The following is a 21593-nucleotide window of genomic DNA, read 5'->3' on the forward strand; positions in this document are numbered from 1 at the left end:
GCCTGAGCTTGCGCTCAGGCAGAAATTCAATGGTTGTTGTTTTTCACTGCTATTTAATGCGTACTTTATGGTTACTCTCAACGAGAGTGACCAGTTTATCGCGCAGCGCCTTCAGGTAATTTTCAACATCTTCGACGGTTTCCATATAAGTCGCCTCAGAGACTTCTCTGTAGACTTCCATCGCATCAATTGCTTGAGTAGGCTTTGCCTTGGGCGCTTTTTCGCGGACAGGCATTGCTTCTGTCGTCGATGAACCATAGTTCGCAGAAGATTGACTCGTTGATGATGGTGAGTCGGTGGCTTCTGAATTTGAAGATTGTGTTTCTTGCGTTTTTTCCGCTAGCGCTTGCTGCTGAAGAATGTAGGCGTTCACTGCCTTTTCCGCATCGTTAAACCAATCATCCGCTTCGATAAGCTCGTGCTTAATCTGCGAAACACTGTTTTCACGTTGCACGCGTTTAATTGCGTTCTGGAAAGGCAATAATGCTTTATTGCTGATCTCTGCACTTGCTCCAGCGTTTTCAATCAGTTCTTTAACTTCACCAATACGTTGTTCGAGCTTTTTAATGGTATAAGTTTGCTGTTTTTCAATCAGTTGGTTATTGATTGAGGTCAGCGTCTCAACCAGAGGTTGAATATTACGAATATCTCGATACGGTGATGTGTTGTGGTAAATAGCAGTCAGTTTATCAAGTGCAGCCATTGCCTCTGCATTCTTTTCAAGGAACGCTCGGTTTGCGGAGAAGGTGATATTTAAAGCTCGCTCTAGCCCTTGCCAACTTGTAAACTGAGTTTCGTAGAAGTTTTCCAGTAACTCATAGTCTTCTTCAAAATCGAGCAGGTCGTTGGTTTTAGCGATGAATTCATCAACGAACTGGAAGCTGGTTTTGATTTCCGTTAAGCCTGATAACAACATAATGCCATCATCGATCTCGTTACCACCAGGGTAATGACCAGTCGATGACATAGATTTGAATCGTCTCAGTTTAGTCAGCCATTGATTTAACTTTTCAACTGCTGAGTTAAATAACTCTTTTTCGGCGCTAGGAGCGGTGCCCAAGCTAAGGTCTTTATACAGCTTCGCTGCCTTTTTGAGATTAGCTTCAGATTGTTGCTTGATACGGCGAATACGCAGGTTCGCTCTTTTTTGAGACTTACTTAGATGTTCATATAAGCCTTTTAACGGGACTTCCTGTTGATTAGCCTGAAACACAAGTTTATTGGCAAGGCCAAGACGTGCCAATATTAGGATGATCTCATCGGTGTTCCAACCATAAGGGCGCTTTGAGAACTTCTTGATGATATCGGCCGCTGTGACCGCGTAACCATGGTCGTCACTTAATGAAACGTGCTGTTCTATTTCAAGAACTGCGAGTGGATTGGCTTCTTCACCTGCTAAGTCGAGGCCAATCTGTGCCGTATCGCCAGCGGCTAAAGTTTGCTGTGTTTCGCTTAGGATATTTCCAGGGAATGGCTTGATCAGTTTGAGCTTACCGAAAGTATTTTCAATGATGTAGCGGTAGGCTCCCTCTAGCATGACAGCAAGTGAGCTACCTTTTGCATCAAAGCCAGAGCCAAGCGTGTAAAAATCAGACTCTTTGATGAGTTCTTCGAGATCTCCGACTAATCGCTTGCGACGATTCATGTTCTCGTTGGCTTTATCGCGGCGGATCTGTTCTTGACTCGAGCCTGAGGCACTACTGCTTTTGCGAATGAATTTTTCCGTCTTTATATAAGCACGAAGATCATCGAATAGTCGAGGGTTATCATTCAGTTTGACAAGAATGCAATCTGATGAAAAGTTTGCACAGGTAGCGTCGTTGTATTCGTCGTAACTGTTGTCGATAGGTGAAACGACTTTCAGCAAAATATCACTGTCTAAATTGCGATCAAAAGGAACACCGTTACAAAAACGAGCCACTGGAAAATCTTGCTTGTTCTCTGGGTAACGGTAGTTGTTGTTGCGACGCAATATCTCGTTAAAGATGATGTTACTCAGTTCGGTGGTCTCATCTGAAGGTTCGATATCGGTCTTCTTAATCGCTTCTTCAATCTCTTTTTCCTCATTAGTAAGGAAAATGTATTCATCGTTTTGTCGAGCAATTAAGTTGTTACGTTCCAATACCTCGAGGCGAACCTCAATAGCCAGTCGCAACGCGCGTTTGTCCTGATCAATTTCGCTGATGCAAAGGGTTACCAAGTTATCGATATTGGATTTCACTTCATCGACGTAACGGATCATAAATAAAGTTTGCAGAACTTGAACTGCAAATTCATCGATGGAAGATTTGTCTGCGGCATGGTTAATGTCACGCACGACAGCATCATCAAGAAACTTCTTAATAGAGTGATAAAAACTGTGAATTGGGATCAAGCGACCTACGTTTTCATCGGCAAATCTTTTTGAGGCGATTTGGAAGGCGTCAATCAACGAACGTTCACCACGACTCATGTGTTGCCCTGAAGCACCAGCACGGCTGATGCCTGTGAAGATCTTTTGTACCAAGTTGTATTGGTACGGCACGAATGGATAGGTATTGATGAAATCATCGCTACTTTGATAGTTCGCCATTTCTGCCGCATTGCTTTGTTCAAAACTCAACTGGCTACGAATGATATCGCCTTTGGCATCATAAAGTTCAGACAGGTGACTTTTAGCTTCCTCTGTTTTACTGAGTAGACGCTTTTCGATGACTTCATTTGTGTTGGAACTAGAAAGCGAAATACGTTCAAATCGACCTTGGATTTTGGAAAAATCCTGGCTTTTTGAGCCTTGCATACCGCCAACAATGGAGTCGATATCGGCTTGAGAAGTCACTATCACCCAAGCGCGACCACCACAAATTGTTCCGAGATTCTCGGTGATAGTTTGTAGTTTGAGCATCATCTGGGTGTTTTTACCAATAAACTGACCGATTTCATCGACGAAGAAGAGCAAGCGGCGATCGGGATTCCCATCAAGGTATTCTTTTACCCACTTACAGAAATTGGCAATATCCAGAGGGAAGTTTTCTTCAATTTTCTCGACCCACAGCTTAGTGGAATCTAATGATTGCCCCGTAACCTGTGCCAGTGCTTCGGCCATGTCATCACGGTAGAAATCATAGGAATCCCGTTGTTCTAGCCAACTTTCACCTGTAATTGACTCAAAGGCTGTTTGAAAGCCTTCAAACTGTCCACGAGAATCCAGTTCTCGCTCCAAGTGGGCAATATGCGCATGATCGCCTGAGTAGCCCATTTCTTCATTGAATACTTTTAGGAAGACCTTAAGAATCGCATCTTCTTTGTCATCAGTGTCGGCTCGGCTATCAATATTGAATAAGATAACTTTGTTGTCTTTCTGGATCGCTTTTTCAATGTCACCAACTAGGAATGCATCGTCTTTCAATTTTTCAGAGAAAAAATCAAACGCTGTGCGAGTTGTTTTTCCATCAGTAGCCGACACATTTTTCAAAAGGTATGACAGGATCTTGATGAAGTGCGACTTACCGCTACCGAAAAAACCAGAAACCCAAATCCCTGATTTGCCAGTGATCGCAGCTTGTTCAGGATCGTACACAGAGGGCATATAAAATTTAAAAAAGTTCTCTATATGCTCTTTTAGTTCATTCGTGATTACGTATTCATCAAGTTCGACGAAGACGGTTTCATTTTCGGTTTGATCTGCTTTAACAACGCCATTGATAGGGCGAGCGATATCTTTCGTAAAAAGTTGTTTAATATTCATTCTTTTTCTAACCAACATGCTTATTGTAAGTTTGCAAGTTCATCGTCATATACTTTTTACTGAGCTACGGGACGAGTTTGAACGCACGGTAATAGTTATTTGATTCGATACGGCCGAATGGTTTTAATGTTGCTCCATCATATTCACCTGGATAAAACATTACAGTAGGCACGTTACCCACTTTGGCATGCAATGCATTGAGAAGACCATGCCCGCGAATGATAGGCCAGACACTGCCTAGGCCGTGTAAGATTACGAAGTCGCACTCAAGTACATTAGCCTGTTTCACAATAAATTCAGCAAACCGATTTTGTTCAAGAGGGCCTTTTAGTGCTTTGAATAAGGCATCATCACCTTTCTCAAATTGCATCTTGTAAGCTCGGTCGAGGAGCTTACGAGACTTCAGTAACTCGACAACCATTTCATACAAATTGATACTTGCGAAGCGTTTACCTGTGATTTCGCTGCGTGATGCCAGTTTTTTAGTCAAAAAGTCGATATGCTCTCGAACGATAATCTCGTGCTCAGCAGGGTAGTCGAAAATGTAGAAGCCTATCTCACCGCCTAATTCTTTATTGGTAAGAAATTCATCACTTTCCAGTCTGACTTGCACTTTTTCCAAACGTTGCTGGAGTTGCTGTACTGTTTGCATTATGGCTCCATTGCTCTGACGATATCATCTCTATCCATCTCTGATAGGAGACTGCGTACATCAGGTGAGACAAAGATATTCATGAGTTTTTTGTGTTTGGTGGAGTCTATATAGCCTGCATCTGCTAAAACTTTGAACGCGACTTGGGATATTTTATATGTAGATGCCTCTGACATCTCCAGTAAACCTGGGTATAAGCGTCCGCGCTCCTGCCAAAAATGCTGCCAGTCATCTACGTTCAATGCTTCTCTATACATACGCTTTGCGTCTGTTACTACGATTCGCATGAAATCCGCTAGGATAGGGGCGTTGATTAATGTTGCAGCGAACATTAACTGTGTTGCTTCTTCTGTACCGCTATAAGCTAATTTTTGAAGGTACTCGTTGTTTAACGACTCCAGACGCTTTTTGATAGTCGCGGCATTGCGTTTAGCTGACGCAGCTGAAGGCTTTTGCAAGATGTTATCTTCTACAATCGCTTTGTTCCAAGCCTCTAGGGTTGGTTCTGTTAATAGTAGATCGGCAATGATTTGGCTTTCACGGAGCATTAGACTTCCACCAATAAGATCGCCTAGGTAGCGTTTGTGTTCAGACATCAATGTTTCCTAAAGAATGAAGTTGAGTTCGATTCCCCTCGTAGCCTGCGGCTAAGTGTAGGTTTTCGATACCATAAAGTGTTGGACTGTTACGCAGCCATAATTGGTGTTCTGGAGACAGTAATCTGGCACTATCAGAACAATCGACATTGAGTCTTCGTAATAAATAACCAGCAATAGCAGCTCTAACATCGAGGTATAAAACACCATCATTCATGTTGTAATCCAACTCAATGGCTTTGGGGTGCTTAATATTTTGGGGATGGGGTACTAGCTCTAATGGAACGATACGTAACCATTGGTTATCTGACATCTTGGATTGAGACTCTGATACCGCTAGATCCAGCAGTTTGGCTTTAGTTATACGAGTAACAACAAAATCACGAAACTCATGGCTCTTCATATCGTAGGCACGTACATGCCATCGAAGACCATTGTTCACTAATGTGTGTGGTACTATCGTTCTTTTGCTTGGGCCACTATCTAGAGAAATGTATCCAATCGATACCGCTTTGTTGTTGAGTGCTGATTGGGTTAGCTTAGAAACAATGTGGATATCGGGTACAGCAAGCTGACTCGGTGTTTCAACAGGGAAACGAACATCTTCCATTATGTCGATGCTATCACTGAAGTTGTGCGTAAGCTGACTGAGCGCTTTTTGCGCATCATAGTCAAAAAGTGGCTTAAAAAATGACGTTTGGAAATAACGCTTCTCGGCATTGTCGTACACAAGGTTCTCGCCAGCCAGTTCTTTATACAGGTTAATGTCCCGAGTGGCATTGGAAAGCCCCATCTTAAAATGTGCGACGACTTCAGCTCGCGAAAAATGGCCCACAAACATCAAACGGAAATCTATATAAGACAAACGTTGTTTTTGAGCGTAGCTAAGTTGTTCCATAGCAATTATCATGAATTATTTAATGTTTGAAGTATGAACCATTTTGGGTCTTACATCAATCCAGATAGTGTTGATGGGTGTTTTATTGAGCATAAATGTGAGGTAGGCACAGACGATAAAAGCCAGCGTTTACACGCTGGCAACAATCAATCTGGGGAAAGATTAACATAGAGTAAAAATATGGTTTACGAGGTTTTATGGGTCTTAACTTGTTTTAGCCAGTCGTTAATTGAGAAAGAGCAACATAAATCATCCATTTCGGAGTTGTTATCGACATCATCAAAAAGATAAAGTTGAAGTTGCCCATTATCAGTTATATTTCTAAAGTGAGATTTATTGAGAGCAAACACTACGTTTAAAATGTCTTCCTCACTTTCAACCTGACATAGAAACGTGCTTGAAAAGGTTGCCATAATAACGGAACCATCGTTCAATTTGATATACGAAAGGAGCACAAGTTCCATAGATTGTGCAAAAGTAAGGCACAGGTCTAGTGGGGAAGTGATATGTAATTTTCTGCCGTTTAAACGAATGTCATGACTAGTAAGTATAGGGCGGTTAATCAAAGAAAGTTGATTATTTAACTGTTCTTGATAGTTCTTCAAATTTTGCATAATAAATCCTTAATAAACTTACCCCAAAAACTTCGTTTATTGTAGATTTATTAAGTGACACGCGGGGTGTTTAACGAGTCTGTTTTTAAATTATAACTGATGATGATTAAAGTCAATTAAATTCTATAAAAAGTGAAGGTTTATCATTTTAATTATTTAGTCATCACAATAGAGTTCTTCGTAATCGATAAGATGCATGTTTCTATCAATCCGTTTTAAATCTTCGAAAGCAAAAAATTTCTTAGCTAATCGAATAGCGTAATAAGGTTCGGTCGTATTTGAAAGTATTACCTCTCGACTATGAGGAACATGGACAAACTCAATACTGCCAAACCTAGTCTTATAAAAACCTGATTCCCCTGTTGTACCCAGAATTAAAATCATCGGGATCTGAGAGATAACACTCCACCTTGAGAGGGCATCTTCGAAAGATATATAACACAGTTCGTCTTCTCGCAGTGACAAGGCTAATTTATCAAAAAAATCAGGCGGCAATGTCGAACGCAAGTAAACAAATCGCTCAAAATCAATACTGACGATGTAGTCGTTTTTTGCGATGATCTGCTCAATATCATCACTTCTAAAGATTGAGCAGATCTCTTCACGTTTATAGATGAACTTCTCTCTACGCCGATACTGCATTTCGAAAATCATTTTCAAGATGGAACTCCTTACATTAAAAATGATTAAACTTAATGGCTTTAGCAACATCATTCTATGTTATGTTTAATATTAAAACAACATTAATCTGATGAGATTATATAGTCATAACTACAGATAATTATATTTTATTTGAGATTTAATAATTAAATATTTAATTATTAAATTAGCAGAGCATAAAGTTATAAAATATTCTTTACAGTGGGGAGTAATTATGGTTAATTAAAGTTATTGGTTTTATTTTTAATGGATATAATTATGAGTTTTGAAGTAAAAACTAAGAAAAAAAGAAAGTATCATTACATTAATAAAAGAAGTGTTGAAATTTTTTCTGATAATAATGTTGGAAAGAATAGTTTATGTATTTCAGATGAAGAAGCAATTTTTAAAGCTAATTCATTAACAGTTGAAGAACAACTCGAGCGCTTTAGGTATTCTGGTACTAGAGAAAAGTCCGTTACCAACAATTTATATCAGCAAAGCTCGATCCAAAAGGAGTCTCGTGTTCCTGGACTATATGGTTGTAACAGGTATAAATCGAGAAGAAACGTAGCGACTGAGACATCAGAAAACTTCGTATTCTTTTAGACAGATAAACTCATTAAAGCCGAAGGTGAATGCATGAATAAACAGCATCAATGTGAACACATGCCAGAAGAGGTTGTTATCTATTTCACGGATCATTACACATCAGATCGACAATGGTTTCTATTCATTTCAGAAACTGCAAAAGAAAGAGACTTGGAGCTAAGCACGGAAATCAATACCGTGGGAGAGCTTTTATGGCAAACGGCGTTTAATATTCGCTTTTGTCCTTACTGCTCGGAAAAACTCGATATGAACAATGAGGAGACTCACTTTCATAAAGCCGTGAACTACAAACTTGTGTAGAAAAACAACAGAGTGGTTACTGGTGAGCTTTGAAGCCGAGGAGTTTATCGTAATTGTCTTCCATCCCAATAGCGCAGTGGTGTGCAACTAATCCCTTCGTGCAGAAGAAGCAGAAAAAGAAGCAAAACAAATTTCTGCTCAAGGATTAGATGTCAATGAACTGATTTCAGCTTTATCATCGACTAGTACTAAGAAATCTAAAAAGCAGGGTAAGCATGAACTTCGACCCACGAAGCACAAATACATGGATGCAAATGGCATCGAGAAAACCTGGACTAGTCAAGGAAGCACTCCGTCAGCCATTCAAGAAGCTCTTGATGCAGGTAAAACACTCGAAAAATTCGCAATCTAAAGCCTTGGCCCACTCATTGATTAAAGAATCTAGAATTATCGATAAGCCCAGCACACGCTGGGCATTTTTCAGTGCGCTTTTTCTGAAATCTTTGCACTAGCAGAGAACTTGTGATTCGATTTTCTGAGTGTGAAAGCGGGCGAGAGTACGCTACTGAGTATTTAGGAGAGATTAACATTATCATTTGATTAATCATTAGAATTTTGAGTTTGATATTGTTTTGATGAAGTCATATCTAGAAGAGTTTTAGATATGTAACCATCACTAACATTAAGAACTGCGAGAATGTCTTCCTCTGTCGCTATATCTTTAATTTCTTGAATTAGCTGTGATGCCTTTTTCATGTTTGCAGACGATTTCTTAATTTCCCATGCTAGATCGTCCCAATTGAATTTAGCTGATCGGAAGGCTTTCTTAACCTTGTCTTTATGTGATTTAATTACTTTAATCTGGATCTTTTCAGTTTTTATATTAACACGAAAGATATGTTCTTTAAATTCACTAATTATTTTGGTTTTATTAGCAGCAATGTCGTGAAGAATAGTCCCGACCATCTGATCGAGTTGTTCTGCCTGCGCCATATTATTGAATTTAATTAGACTTCGAGCGTGGCTAGTAACGCCATGATTAAAGATGTTGCTTTTCGTGTTTAGGTCTACTTCGAAAATTGTATCCTGGCGCTGTTTACCTTTACGTAGTCTGAGTTTACTTTTATTTTCTCTTTCTGTGATGGTGATATTTTTAAAAGTGGATTTATTCATTTTGGTTTGCCTTTATATCCTGTATTTATATTTATTAATTATAATTTTACATTTGTTGTTTGTCTATGAATATTTTACTGTGCTGAATTATCTGACACGGTAGGTGAAAATAATCGTAGTATTACGTAATTATTTTTTCTAGCTGAGATATATGTTGTTATTGAGGAAGGCATTGTTACTAGTACAAAGGTAAACTTTGATTTCCATCCGAAATCATTTTATAAAAATTAAGTTTTCGTATGTTCGGTAGGGAAAGCTATTACCTAAAATATTTAACTAGATAACGGACAAAGACACGATCTGGTCATCTGAATACTAAGAAGAGTAGTAGAGAGAACTTTCAAATGCCGAAGTTTCTTGTTAGCTTGTGGTTAGAGATAATAAGCTTTTTTAGGCATTAGTCCACTGGTTCTCAAGCGGACAGATCCTTTGGGGTTACAAATTAAGGTGGTATTACCGTCAGCGATGAGTTTCTCTACAGCATCATGTTGATGCCCAGCCACCCAAAACCTCGCTCTTGAAATCAAGTCATTACTTAGCCCTGCTTGGTAATAGGGAGTATAGACACTGTTGGCATTTACTTCTGAGGCGAAGGCTTCTTTAGAAGGAAGATGATGTGAAACAACAAGATCAACTTTTTCTGGTAGGTTCTTAACGAACGATTTGTACTGCTCTTCAATCATTGAGCTGTCAATAAACTTAATGTCGTTCATCAACTCAGAATATGCTTCTACAAGCTCGGCAGAGTATGTATGAATAGGAAACCAGAGCGTTCCACCAAAGATAGTGAATCCTTCCAACTCAATCGATTCATTATTCAAAAAGAACAGGTTTTTAGTAGTATCGCTATGAGCCTTAAGCCTTACTAGTACTGAACTCGTATAATCTTTGATAACGCCAGATTTGGTAATGGATTCGTTGCCAAGGAGTGTGCTTTTTTTACAGTAGGATCTACTTTTGTTGCTATACCATTCATGGTTTCCAGCAATCATGATGACGGTTTTAAAGTGGCGGCAAAGTACATTCTTTACGTATGTTATGCCTGAGAGACCGTTCGCCGTGTCACCTGCAACGATCAAAGTAGCTTCTTTATCGAAGTCATGCCAATAATCACGGCGTATTCCGTGAATGTCGAGATGTAGGTCGGAGACAACGTAAAACTTCAAACTATCATGGCCTTAAGATTGATTGACTACTTCATATTACATTGGTTATTGGGATTAGAGAAGTGAGTATATACGCTAAGGCACTTCTATCAGTTACTTGAAATTGTAACTTCTGGTCATAAAACAGTTGAGCACGGATACGACACAGATCCTACCTATCGATTCTCGCAGCGTAGCTGCGTCAAGTCAGCACAGCGAAGCTGTGCAATATCAAATGGAGGGATGACGTCAGCTATGCACTTATCGTCAAATTTATATATTCACGTAAAAAGTGCATAGCGAAAAGGAAGTGGGAGAAACGAAGACACACAGTTGGGCACGGACGCGACACAGGGCTTACCTATCGTTTCTCGCAGCGTAGCTGCGCCAATAAACATGGAGTTGCTGTACAACTATAAGGTTAAGGGGGCACAAGTCGTCATTCATTAGAGACTTGTTACTATGACAATCAGTGCGGGAATTCATGTAATATGTTAGATTTACAAAGCATTTTTATTTTAATAGGACAGTTGGGTGAAGGTACGGAACAGTGTCATTCACGATAAGGTATCTCGCTTTGATTGATAGTAAATACATCAATTTTCATATGATTATAATTTAATGGCAAACAGTAAAGAGTATTTCTCATTACATGGAAATAAAAAATGTAATGAGTGCATCATTGTATTATCAGATATGCTTCCAGAATGGGCTATGTACGATAATCGAAGAGTCATACATATTAAACATGTTAATGATATACAAAGAGCTTTAGAATATCATAAACGAGGTCTTATAGTTAAAAATTGGTTGAAAGCGATTTATATCTCTGATGAAAAATTCTCGTTTTCAATGTTTAATAATTTTTTTATTTATAAAGGATTAAATATATCCAATATAAAAAGCATGCTCTTTCATGATCTTGATGGAAACGTAATATTTGAGTTTTTAAGTAACCCACTTATTGAAGACATAACTTTTAATTACTATTTATCTGTATATAAATTTTTGATAAGGCATAATGCATCGAACTTTTGCACATCAATGGCTATGTTGAAAGCTAGAAAATCTGTAAAAGATCAATTTAGTCAAGAAGATATAGATAGTGCAATTGCATTTTCATTAGATCTAGATTTAACCTCAGTTGTAGAGATTAAAAGAAAGTCAGCCGAAAATTTTGTTCATCATATAGTTGATGAGTCATTGGTTTTTTCAAAAGAAGTGACTGATCCTGGTTCTTTTATTTATTTTGAAGGTGCAATTAATGGCAATAGTGATTTGAATATCCGATATTTAAAACGTTTGCGAGGTATGGGGCGAGGGGATTTGTGGAAGTTTATACCTGATATTACTCTATTAAAATCAGGTACAGGTAGTGGTAAAACTGATTTGGCTCTAGACGTTGTTATTCATGCTCATCGCATAGGAAAAAAAACATCGATAATTTCAAATTTGAAGTCGGTAATTCAGTCTTATGAGCATAGGCTACAAGAAAAAGTCAGTCAGTTAATGGTAGAATTAGAGCCTTGCCATATTATAACATCAGAAGCAGTTCTCTATGAAATTGAAGAAAGTAAACATATTGCTACGACATTAAAATCATTAAGTAAACCGCATATTATAGATTCTGTGATATCATCAGATATAATTATTATTGATGAGGTGGAAAAAGTTTTTGAGGCATTATATTCAAAAAGTAATAGCTATATAGACGAACGTGAAAAATCTATAGTCAGAGAATTACTTCAATATTCATTAAATGACCCTAATACGAAACTGTTGTTAATGGACGCGGATATTACTAACAAAATAACAAAAAATGTCATCAAGAGCTTGTTAAATTTTGAAAGGAACGTATTGCTCGCGAACGCATATAATTCTTGTCTAGAACATGATTTTGGGTCTATAGAGGTATCTCTTTTAAATGGAAGCCATGAAAAACAAACTATCATTGATAAAATCCAAAATGTGAATGAGAACTGTTTTGTATTCTCATCTTCAAAAGATAAAGTTGATGTTATCTTGAAAGAATCGGGATTTATTAGTGATGATGGCAATGTAGATTATATAAGTGCCTTGGATAACCAAATACTTGTAATTGTTGCAAGCAAATTCTTGAAAGAACACCATGAAGAGGCTGTCGAAGAATTTATCCGTAGCCCAAATACGGAAATATTTAAGTATCATACTGTTATATGCAGTCCAGTTTTAAAAGAAGGCTTCAGTATTGAATCGAATTACACGGATACCGTTTATTGTTTGTGTGATAAAGTTTTGACACCCAAAGAAATAATACAATCTTCCAGACGATTACGGAAAGCAAAGAAGATCCGATTTGGCATTTTTGGTCTATCTACACCGAGCACGTTAGACCATAATAAATATAATAATTCTCCTGAGGATTGGATAGAGTCCAGTATCGAATTTAGAAAAAAAGTGCTGATTGATAATTTTTATGATGCTCTTAAATTAACCTTAGCTAAGTTGAAGTTCAATATTGTTGAAGATTCATTTGATAATTTACCAAGTGGTATTTATGGTAAGAAAAAAAATCCGCACTTTGATAAAGATGTGTTAGAAATTATCATGACAGGGAGAACTATTAGTCAGCTATCCTCAGCAATTGAGAAAACTAAACTCGAAGCAGCTTTACTCCTTCGAAGTATACTTAAGGTTGATTTAGTTCAAGACTTTATTGTTATCTCTAGCAGAGAAGAGTATAAAGGTAAAAATTTTCATGGTTCATTTATAGGTATAGATAAGGAACTATATAACCATAGAAGCATCATCAATCATATTCTTCCAAATAAACTCAAAATTACTGAACGTAAAGATGAAAATATAGGACAAGCTAAAATTACAAGGAAAATTAAAAATATATTCCAATCGCTTGGTTTTAATTCTAAGAGAATTGACTCTGGAAAGTCTTACAAATTCACCTATATGGAAGAGGATAAATAGTAATTTTAAAAACTTTTATCTTATAGACATACAAGGGATAATTAGGATTTTGATTTTCACTAACACTAAAAAATTAACGTTGAAAGTGCTTTTCCGATTAACTGAATCCTTTTCAACTGAAATAGTATCTTAGCTAATCAATCGCGCTTTTTTAACTACTTGTCAGCAAAAGGGCGCGTTGCTTAAATCAGTTAAAAAAATTCCCAACCTTGCGATCAGCTCCTTTGTTATGGTTAGAACGCTCGGTGTTGATGTGGGTAAAGTGAAAAAGAAAATAACTAACTGGGGAAAGTAGAATAAGACGGTGTAAACGTGGTTCAGTTACGTACTATATAGATGACTTAGCCATAGATGCATGGCAATGTAAAAATGGTAAGTGTGGTTATTACTAAAGCATATATACGGGGGCTTATATGAAGCATAAAGCTAAAAGGAGTAACAGTACTCAAATGACAGTGATATTGTGCTAACAGAGTCTCTTGACTTGCTTGAGCACGATATTTCGAACTACCAAGATAAGATAGTTGAAGGAACAGCGACCTATAAAAACGAACTTGAAGAGATCATCGGTGACTATCAAGTTGAGCTGGACGGCAAGTATTAAGAATAATCTTTATTTGCACCTGCACAGCATAAAGCTGTGCTATCTAAGCGGAATATTCCGTAGAAAAGAGGTATTGCTGTCGTGGCTAGCTCAGTACTGTTCAAGACTTAGGACCTATCTCAATAGGTGTTGTTTTAGTTAAATCAACACCTATTGAAAACACTGCAAATGAGTTCAACACAATACCTAATCTCCGATGCCCTCTGGGAAAAAATAGAGCCGCGACTTCCCGTCCACAAGACTAACAATCCTCTAGGTACGCATCGAAGACGAGTCGATAACCGCGATGCGATGAACGGCATTTTTTGTTCTCAGAACTGCTTGTCAGTGGAATGCATTTGTCCCTCTAGCTCTGCGCATCGCCGCTTTCAAGAGTGGCGAGATGCGGGAGTATTTGAGCGATTTTGGCAAAACGGTCTGGTTTACGGTGGAGTTGATTGGCGTTCTCTATCAGTGGATGGGGCTGTCCCCCTTAGCTGGCTCAAAAAACAGGAAAGAACCCAACACACAGAGTGAAACAAGGAGTAAAACGTAGTTTGTTGACGGATGCGAATGGATTGCCACTTACCGTAGTCAGCGATGGTGCCAACGTTCACGATATCAAATTGGTACTTCAAACTTTAGAAGCATTAGCGTGTTATTGACCACCTTTACAAATGCCACTGTATCTAGACAAAGGTTATACAGGCCAGTGGTTACATGTGAACTGGTTACTTTGAACTACATCCCTCATGTTCAATCCGAGTATAAGAGGCTGCGAGGTTAAACAATCTGATGATTTTAAGGCTCATCGTTGGATTGTGGAGCTAACCCATAGCTGGTTAAACCGCTATCGTAGATTACTTGTTCGTTGGGAGAAGAAAATAGAAAACTACGATGCCATGCTGCATTTTGCTTGTGGCCTCATTGTTTGGAATAAATCCCTTTATGGATAGGTTCTTAGTAACCTGGTCATCTGTTTTTTCTGAAGAAAATTGAAGGTGGAGAGGTGTACCCAAATCTTACAATTAGTTGACAAAATTGCTAGTGCCGATTTTACAGCACAGTGGACAGACTATTAAGGGATACGGTTAGTTATACAACAGCCAGCGATCAAAGTGCTGGCTGTCAATTTTGTTAATAGTAATTACATTTTTGAATGAAGATAGGTTCGATAACCGCCTATAAGATTACGAGCTTTGTAACCATTGTTAACTAACTGACGATAGGCAACGTTACCACGTAACCCAACTTGACAGTAAATCACAATCTCTTTGTCTTTTGGTAGCTCGTTCATACGATGACGTAATTGGTCAACAGGAATGTTGATTGCACCTTCAAGATATCCTACCGACTCAAGTTCACCTGGATTACGTACATCAAGAAGGACCTGGTTTTCAGACAATTTATCGATTTCATCATAATGAATCGCAATCGCGTCACCTTTGATGATGTTGTTTGCGACAAACGCAGCTTGGTTGATCACATCTTTTGCACTGCCGTAAGGTGGCGCGTAAGTCAATTCTAAGTGTTGAAGTTGCTCTACCGTCATACCTGCGCGTTGAGCCACGGCCATAACGTCGATGCGTTTATCGATACCGTCTTTACCAACTGCTTGAGCGCCGAAAATCTTGCCCGACTTTGGATCAAACAACATTTTAAATGAAACGACTTCTGCACCAGGATAGTAACTCGCGTGGCTTGCGGTATGGACGTAAACTTTTTCGTATTCAACGTCAGCATGTTTCAATTGTTTCTCATTTTTTCCTGTTGAAGCCACAGCAAGGTCGAAGATCTTACAAATCGCAGTACCTTGTGTACCTTGGTAAGTTTCTTTGCGACCTAGCATGTTATCGGCAGCCATACGACCTTGACGGTTTGCTGGTCCAGCTAGAGGAACAAGTGTCTGCTCGCCAGTGACAAAATCTTTTTCTTCAACTGCATCACCAACAGCGTAAATTGAAGGATCGTTAGTTTGCATGTATTCATTGGTACAAATACCACCTAGAGCACCGATTTCTAAGCCAGATTCTTTTGCCAATTTGATCTCAGGGCGAACACCAATTGCCATAATCAAAATATCGGTGGTGAGTTTTTCACCGTTATTTAGAGTGAGTTCCAGTTCACCTTCTAAGTGTTGGTGCTTTTCGCTTTCACCAGCCTCGATACTTGCAATATGCTCGTTAGGTAAGAACTGAACAGATTCAAGCGCCACCCCAAGCTTCAGGTTGATCCCTTTTTCACGGATTTCTGCGTGAGCAAAACCTGCCATTTCACGGTCAACAGGTGTCATGACTTGCTCTGCCATTTCAAGCAAAGTGGTTTTAATCCCAAGTCGGTGGAAGGCTTCCATTACTTCTAAACCAATGAAACCGCCGCCTACAACCGTGGCGTGCTCTGGCTTGTTCATCTGGATCGTTTTAATGATGCGATCCATATCAGGGATATTACGAAGTGAATGAGTCAACGGGTTATCCAGACCAGGGATTGGTGGAACGATAGGGCCTGCACCTGGGCTAAGTAATAGGAAGTCGTATGTCTCTTCGTATTCTGAGCCATCAAGAAGATTTTTTACTGTCACTGTTTTGTCTTGACGGTTTATCGATACCACTTCATTCATTACACGAACATCAACGTTGAAGCGCGCTAAAAAGCTTTCTGGTGTTTGTAGCAATAATTTACTGCGATCTTTGATGTCGCCACCGATGTGATAGGGAAGGCCACAGTTAGCAAAAGACACGAAATTACCTCGTTCGAACATAATAATTTCTGCATCTTCACTTAAACGACGAGCGCGGGCTGCTGCTGATGCACCGCCAGCCACACCACCGACAATGAGAATTTTGGTCATATAGACACTCCAACTTAGCGAGTAAAAAACAAACAATAATACACTCGAAAACAAGTAAATTTTTGTTTGTTTTTAAGATTATATTAAGAGCAGTGCTAAACTATTTTTAATGTCGTCTATCATATAGTTGACTAATGACACAAATGGACCGCGTTCAAACATAATGATTTCTGCGTCTTCACTAAGACGACGAGCGCGAGCTGCTGCAGATGCACCTCCAGCAACCCCACCAATAATCACGATTTTGCTCATGGATTTCTCCTGCTGAATGATCGAAAACGCCTACACCTTACTTAAATAAATTAGCTAAGTCTAATGTTATTTAATCTACATTAGCATTGACTTAATAATATTAATTAGTAATATCTAATGAAATGTAATGTAGTAATGAAGAGGCATAAGAATGGACGACAGTATGCTACAAAGTGCGACCGAAGCGAGTGAGCTGCTTAAAATTATGGCTCATCCAGAGCGCCTAATCGTGATGTGTAAGCTGATTGAAGGCGAGAAAGGGGTTGGTGAACTGTTTGAAGGTTCATCATTAAGCCAATCTGCTTTTTCACAACATCTCACCGTATTGAGAAAGCACGACATTATTAAAGCTAGAAAAGTTTCTCAGCAGGTATTTTATTCAATTTCTGATGAAAGAGTTGGTCCGTTGGTTGAGGCCTTTAAGCAAGTTTTCTGTAAGTAATTAGTTTGGCGGTTGCTATGTTTGAAGTTCCTTGGATGTCGCTGTTGGGCGGCATAATAGTTGGCGTATCAGCGATAACACTGATGCTATTTACTGGCAAGACTGCTGGGATCAGTGGGATCTTAAACGGTGCCGTTGAGAGCGCAGACCGCGTTTGGCGAATTGTTTTTTTAATTGCGATGGTATTAGGTGGCTTGTTTGCTGTTTATGTTCTTGGCGGGCATGTACCAGATCAGTACAGCGGTTCTCTTATTTTAGTTATCGTTGCTGGCTTGTTAGTCGGTGTTGGTACGCGTATCGGCAATGGTTGTACTAGTGGCCATGGCATTTGTGGAATAGGGCGTTTCTCAATCCGTTCTGTGGTCGCGACGTGTACTTTTATGGCCACAGCCATGTTAACCGTCTTGCTAGTATCGTGAGGAATAGTGTCGTTATGAAAACTCACGTAATGAAAAGTATTAAGCAAATGTCCGTTGTTGCATTTTCTGGTGTGCTCTTTGGTATTGGTATGGTGGTCTCTGGTATGGCAGATCCGGCAAAAGTGATCGGCTTTCTTGATATTACCGGTTCATGGGACCCAAGCTTAGCCTTCGTTATGGGCGGAGCACTTGTTGTGTTCGTTCCTGCTTATCTTTTATTAATAAAGCCAAGAAGCGAATCTGTGTTTGGTGATGAGGTTGTCTGTCCGACTTCTAAAACGATAGACAAAAAGTTAGTCGGTGGTGCAGCACTGTTTGGTATTGGTTGGGGCTTACTGGGTGTGTGTCCTGGTCCTGCGCTTGCCAGCCTTTTTACTGGCAACGTACAAGTTCTGCTCTTTATAGCGGCAATGTTGGTTGGGTCATTCACCGCTAAAAGAGTGGTTCGTGGCTAAAAAGAGAGCGTCGTAGATACCGGGCAATGATCACTCAGTTTGTAGTCGAGCACATCTTGTGTTTTGAAAACAGTTTGAACACCAGACGACGCCTTTAAATCACCACTCACAATAATGTGGTCTATCACCGAGCGGAATTGGTGGGTTTTATTCGGATTACGATTAGAACGCACTTTACATTCCGCTTTGGTATTTTTGGTCACTAACTTAGCATCGGTATTGTCCGATAGTACTTCCCATAACCAATCTCCTCGATAACCCAGATTGTGGTTAAAGTCGCCAAGCACCACATATTGTTGTTTGTTGTCTTCGCGCGCTTTTATCCACTTAGCTAGTGCCAGTCCTTGTTGTTTCACTATCTTACAATCGCGGTTATTACGATACGCGCCACTGCAACCCGCTTTCAGATGTACAGAGAGTAGGTGAGTCTCGTTTTCTTGGTTTGGATTTAAAACAAGGTAGCTCGCGAAGCGAAGCTTGCTGTTGCCTCGTGTGATAGAGAAGTCTGGCTTGTCTAATACGCTTACGACATTGCGCACGGCAAAGCCTGTGTATTGGTTGGTGTCGTTAAACTGAAGGTGTCGGTTGGAGGCGTTTGAACGATCGGAAAGATAAATAGTGAAGTCATTGCCAACGGCTTTTTGGATGGCAGCAGCACTTTCGACTTCTTGAAAAGCAAAAATGTCGGCTTGTGTTTTATCCACATAGTGGGTCAGTTTTTCAAAATCTTGTGGTGTTCTCGACACTTTTCCACCATCTATAGATAACCATTCTATGTTCCAACTGGTTAGATTGATGGAGTTTTGAGCAAATGAAAGAGAACTAAAAAGTAATATTAACGTAACAAAAAGTGATCGCATTTTGGCCTGTTGCACTCCTATCTTTTAGCGTATTCCTTTCCATCCTTTATCCTACAAGACCTCCAAAAATAGCAAGTAGATTTAGTACCAATTTTGCAATTTTCATGGTTTTCTTCGCAACTGAGATCAACGCCAATAAGATCGATTTCTTCTTGTTCGCTAGCCAATCTTTATTGATCAAAATCAATGTTTTCGAGTGGTGCTTCTCGTTAAATACGCCACAATATATTGTGTTGCCAGAATAAAAAATAACCCCATATAGTGTGTTTGTGGATAACTCTGTGAGTATGCTCGGGTAAGGAGAACAAAGTGAAACCAATCGTAATCAAACGCGACGGATCAAGAGCTCCGTTCAACAGGGATCGTATCCAAGCAGCAGTTGAAGCAGCAGCGGAAAACAAAGATAAAGATGTCGCTATTTATGCTCTTAATGTGGCTCTTGCTGTCGAGTTACAGTTAAGAGAACACGATGAAGTTCACATCCATGAGATTCAAGACTTAGTCGAAAATGAACTCATGCAAGGTCCTTACAAAGCCCTAGCGCGTTCTTACATTGAATATCGCCACGATCGCGACATCGCTCGTGAGAAGCAAAGTGCACTAACTCGCGAAATCGAAGGTTTGATTGAAGAAAGTAATCTGGATCTAATCAACGAGAACGCGAACAAAGACGGCAAAGTAATTCCGACTCAACGTGACTTGTTGGCTGGTATCGTAGCGAAACACTATGCGAAGACGCACATTCTTCCTCGCGATGTGGTTCAAGCGCACGAAGTGGGTGACATTCACTACCACGATTTAGACTACGCACCGTTCTTCCCAATGTTTAACTGTATGCTTATCGATCTTAAAGGCATGCTGACGCATGGTTTTAAAATGGGTAACGCTGAGATTGATACGCCAAAATCAATTTCGACTGCAACAGCGGTAACAGCGCAAATCATTGCTCAAGTCGCGAGCCACATTTACGGCGGTACAACCATCAACCGTATTGATGAGGTTCTAGAACCGTACGTAATCACAAGCTACGAGAAACACCTAGAGATCGCAAAAGAGTGGAACATTGCTGAGCCAGAAGAGTTCGCAAAAGCACGCACTGAGAAAGAGTGTTACGACGCGTTCCAATCTCTAGAGTACGAGGTAAACACGCTACACACGGCGAACGGTCAAACACCATTCGTTACGTTTGGTTTTGGTCTTGGTACAAGCTGGGCATCACGCCTTATCCAGAAATCGATTCTGAAGAATCGTATTGCAGGTCTAGGCAAGAACCGTAAAACAGCGGTATTCCCTAAACTTGTATTCGGCATCAAAGATGGTTTGAACCACAAATCAGAAGATCCAAACTACGACATCAAGCAACTTGCGCTTGAGTGTGCGTCTAAGCGTATGTACCCAGACATTCTTAACTACGACAAAGTAGTGGAAGTAACCGGTTCATTCAAAACGCCAATGGGTTGCCGTAGCTTCCTTGGTACTTACGAAGAAAACGGTGAGCTGATTCACGAAGGTCGTAACAACCTTGGCGTCGTGAGCTTGAACCTTCCTCGTATCGCTATCCGTGCAAACGGAAGCGAAGAGAAATTCTACGAGCTTCTAAATGACCGCCTACGTCTTGCTCGTAAAGCACTAGAGACACGTATCTCTCGCCTTGAAAACGTGAAAGCACGTGTGGCCCCAATCCTATACATGGAAGGCGCATGTGGTGTTCGCTTGAAAGCAGACGACTCAATCGCAGATATCTTCAAGAACGGTCGTGCGTCTATTTCTCTTGGTTACATCGGTGTACACGAGACAATTAACGCGCTATTCGGTACAGAAGCGCACGTTTATGATGACGCTGTTTTGCGTGAAAAAGCGGTCGCGATCATCAAGCATCTAAAAGATGCTGTGAATCAATGGGCTGACGAAACAGGTTATGGTTTCAGCTTATATGCAACGCCAAGTGAAAACCTATGTAGCCGTTTCTGCCGCATCGATGCGAAAGAGTTCGGCGTAATTGAAGGCGTAACAGACAAAGGTTACTACACCAACAGCTTCCACCTAGATGTTGAGAAGAAGGTGAACCCATACGACAAGATCGACTTTGAGATGCCTTACCCAGAAATCTCAAGCGGCGGCTTTATCTGTTACGGCGAGTTCCCGAACATGCAACGTAACGTTGAAGCACTAGAAAACGTATGGGACTACAGTTACACCCGAGTGCCTTACTACGGTACAAACACGCCAATTGATGAGTGCTACGAGTGTGGCTACAACGGCGAGTTTGACTGTACAAGTAAAGGCTTCACTTGCCCAAGCTGTGGTAACCATGACTCAACTAAAGTATCAGTAACACGTCGAGTTTGTGGCTACCTAGGCAGCCCAGATGCACGCCCGTTTAACTTCGGTAAGCAAGAAGAAGTGAAGCGCCGAGTTAAACACCTGTAAGGTTTACTACCACTCGTTTTAACACTTTGAAAATCAACTTTAAA

Annotated in this window: 18 protein-coding genes and 4 pseudogenes; 11 read left to right on the plus strand and 11 right to left on the minus strand. The window is 39.9% G+C overall.

The window, feature by feature from the left end; translation table 11 throughout:
- Positions 1–49: 49 nt before the first annotated feature.
- The 6 genes from brxC to R7Z10_RS02490 all read right to left on the minus strand — a co-directional run bounded on the left by brxC (position 50) and on the right by R7Z10_RS02490 (position 7129).
- Positions 50–3727 (minus strand): BREX system P-loop protein BrxC, encoded by a 3678-nt coding sequence (gene brxC, locus R7Z10_RS02465; protein WP_158155131.1) that lies wholly within the window; start codon positions 3725–3727, stop codon positions 50–52.
- 64 nt (positions 3728–3791) lie between these two features.
- Positions 3792–4379: a DUF1788 domain-containing protein gene (locus tag R7Z10_RS02470; RefSeq protein WP_158155129.1), complete on the minus strand. Its 588-nt coding sequence runs from the start codon at positions 4377–4379 to the stop codon at positions 3792–3794.
- Positions 4379–4975 (minus strand): DUF1819 family protein, encoded by a 597-nt coding sequence (locus R7Z10_RS02475; protein ID WP_158155127.1) that lies wholly within the window; start codon positions 4973–4975, stop codon positions 4379–4381. The genes R7Z10_RS02470 and R7Z10_RS02475 overlap by 1 nt, the downstream gene beginning before the upstream one ends.
- Entirely contained in the window at positions 4968–5873 is a 906-nt protein-coding gene (locus R7Z10_RS02480; protein ID WP_318103854.1) for a WYL domain-containing protein, read from the minus strand. Before R7Z10_RS02480 ends, R7Z10_RS02475 begins: the two co-directional genes overlap by 8 nt.
- Before the next feature lie 185 nt (positions 5874–6058).
- On the minus strand, positions 6059–6487 hold the full coding sequence (locus tag R7Z10_RS02485; protein ID WP_158155125.1) for a hypothetical protein: 429 nt from the start codon (positions 6485–6487) through the stop codon (positions 6059–6061).
- Positions 6488–6643: 156 nt separating this feature from the next.
- Positions 6644–7129, minus strand: coding sequence for a hypothetical protein (locus R7Z10_RS02490; RefSeq protein ID WP_158156046.1), 486 nt, complete (start codon positions 7127–7129; stop codon positions 6644–6646).
- A gap of 276 nt (positions 7130–7405) precedes the next feature.
- Here R7Z10_RS02490 and R7Z10_RS02495 point away from each other — a divergent pair, with 276 nt between their 5' ends.
- The 3 genes and pseudogenes from R7Z10_RS02495 to R7Z10_RS02505 form a co-directional block, all read left to right on the plus strand.
- On the plus strand, positions 7406–7735 hold the full coding sequence (locus R7Z10_RS02495) for a hypothetical protein (protein WP_158155123.1): 330 nt from the start codon (positions 7406–7408) through the stop codon (positions 7733–7735).
- A gap of 33 nt (positions 7736–7768) precedes the next feature.
- Entirely contained in the window at positions 7769–8038 is a 270-nt protein-coding gene (locus tag R7Z10_RS02500; protein ID WP_025613228.1) for a hypothetical protein, read from the plus strand.
- A 97-nt stretch (positions 8039–8135) separates the two neighbouring features.
- Positions 8136–8390: pseudogene (locus tag R7Z10_RS02505) on the plus strand (H-NS family nucleoid-associated regulatory protein); the annotation flags it as partial.
- A 188-nt stretch (positions 8391–8578) separates the two neighbouring features.
- Here the strand turns inward: R7Z10_RS02505 and R7Z10_RS02510 are convergent.
- Together R7Z10_RS02510 and R7Z10_RS02515 are read right to left on the minus strand one after the other, a co-directional pair.
- A complete protein-coding gene (locus R7Z10_RS02510) occupies positions 8579–9151 on the minus strand; it encodes a hypothetical protein (RefSeq protein WP_318103855.1) in 573 nt (190 codons plus the stop codon).
- A 371-nt stretch (positions 9152–9522) separates the two neighbouring features.
- A complete protein-coding gene (locus tag R7Z10_RS02515) occupies positions 9523–10317 on the minus strand; it encodes a metallophosphoesterase (protein WP_158155119.1) in 795 nt (264 codons plus the stop codon).
- 600 nt (positions 10318–10917) lie between these two features.
- Between R7Z10_RS02515 and R7Z10_RS02520 the strand changes: the two genes are divergently transcribed.
- From R7Z10_RS02520 to R7Z10_RS02535, 4 genes and pseudogenes are all read left to right on the plus strand, one after another.
- Positions 10918–13257, plus strand: coding sequence for a hypothetical protein (locus tag R7Z10_RS02520; RefSeq protein WP_158155117.1), 2340 nt, complete (start codon positions 10918–10920; stop codon positions 13255–13257).
- 253 nt (positions 13258–13510) lie between these two features.
- Positions 13511–13625: pseudogene (locus R7Z10_RS02525) on the plus strand (IS5/IS1182 family transposase); the annotation flags it as partial.
- Between the two features lie 95 nt (positions 13626–13720).
- Positions 13721–13861, plus strand: a complete 141-nt coding sequence (locus R7Z10_RS02530) for a hypothetical protein (RefSeq protein ID WP_158155115.1) — start codon at positions 13721–13723, stop codon at positions 13859–13861.
- A 168-nt stretch (positions 13862–14029) separates the two neighbouring features.
- Positions 14030–14796, plus strand: a pseudogene (locus R7Z10_RS02535) (IS5 family transposase).
- A gap of 191 nt (positions 14797–14987) precedes the next feature.
- On the opposite strand, the gene R7Z10_RS02540 reads toward R7Z10_RS02535, so the two are convergent.
- A complete protein-coding gene (locus tag R7Z10_RS02540) occupies positions 14988–16691 on the minus strand; it encodes an FAD-dependent oxidoreductase (RefSeq protein ID WP_318103856.1) in 1704 nt (567 codons plus the stop codon).
- A 135-nt stretch (positions 16692–16826) separates the two neighbouring features.
- Positions 16827–16943, minus strand: a pseudogene (locus tag R7Z10_RS02545) (pyridine nucleotide-disulfide oxidoreductase); the annotation flags it as partial.
- Between the two features lie 151 nt (positions 16944–17094).
- Between R7Z10_RS02545 and R7Z10_RS02550 the strand changes: the two are divergent.
- The 3 genes from R7Z10_RS02550 to R7Z10_RS02560 are packed head-to-tail and all read left to right on the plus strand — an operon-like array spanning position 17095 to position 18259.
- Positions 17095–17385, plus strand: a complete 291-nt coding sequence (locus R7Z10_RS02550; RefSeq protein WP_318103857.1) for a metalloregulator ArsR/SmtB family transcription factor — start codon at positions 17095–17097, stop codon at positions 17383–17385.
- Positions 17386–17402: 17 nt separating this feature from the next.
- Positions 17403–17804, plus strand: a complete 402-nt coding sequence (locus tag R7Z10_RS02555) for a YeeE/YedE family protein (protein ID WP_025767756.1) — start codon at positions 17403–17405, stop codon at positions 17802–17804.
- A gap of 14 nt (positions 17805–17818) precedes the next feature.
- Positions 17819–18259, plus strand: coding sequence for a YeeE/YedE family protein (locus R7Z10_RS02560; RefSeq protein ID WP_318103858.1), 441 nt, complete (start codon positions 17819–17821; stop codon positions 18257–18259).
- On the opposite strand, the gene R7Z10_RS02565 is transcribed toward R7Z10_RS02560, so the two are convergent.
- Positions 18256–19119, minus strand: a complete 864-nt coding sequence (locus tag R7Z10_RS02565; protein ID WP_017634630.1) for an endonuclease/exonuclease/phosphatase family protein — start codon at positions 19117–19119, stop codon at positions 18256–18258. The two genes, R7Z10_RS02560 and R7Z10_RS02565, sit on opposite strands and share 4 nt — an antisense overlap.
- Before the next feature lie 309 nt (positions 19120–19428).
- On the opposite strand from R7Z10_RS02565, the gene nrdD reads away from it, so the two are divergent.
- Positions 19429–21549 carry an anaerobic ribonucleoside-triphosphate reductase gene (gene nrdD, locus R7Z10_RS02570; RefSeq protein WP_005388026.1) on the plus strand — a complete coding sequence of 707 codons (2121 nt, stop codon included), beginning with the start codon at positions 19429–19431 and terminating at the stop codon, positions 21547–21549.
- Positions 21550–21593 lie beyond the last annotated feature (44 nt).

The sequence above is a fragment of the Vibrio sp. Vb1018 genome (assembly GCF_033338775.1).
Taxonomy (GTDB): Bacteria; Pseudomonadota; Gammaproteobacteria; order Enterobacterales; family Vibrionaceae; genus Vibrio; species Vibrio alginolyticus.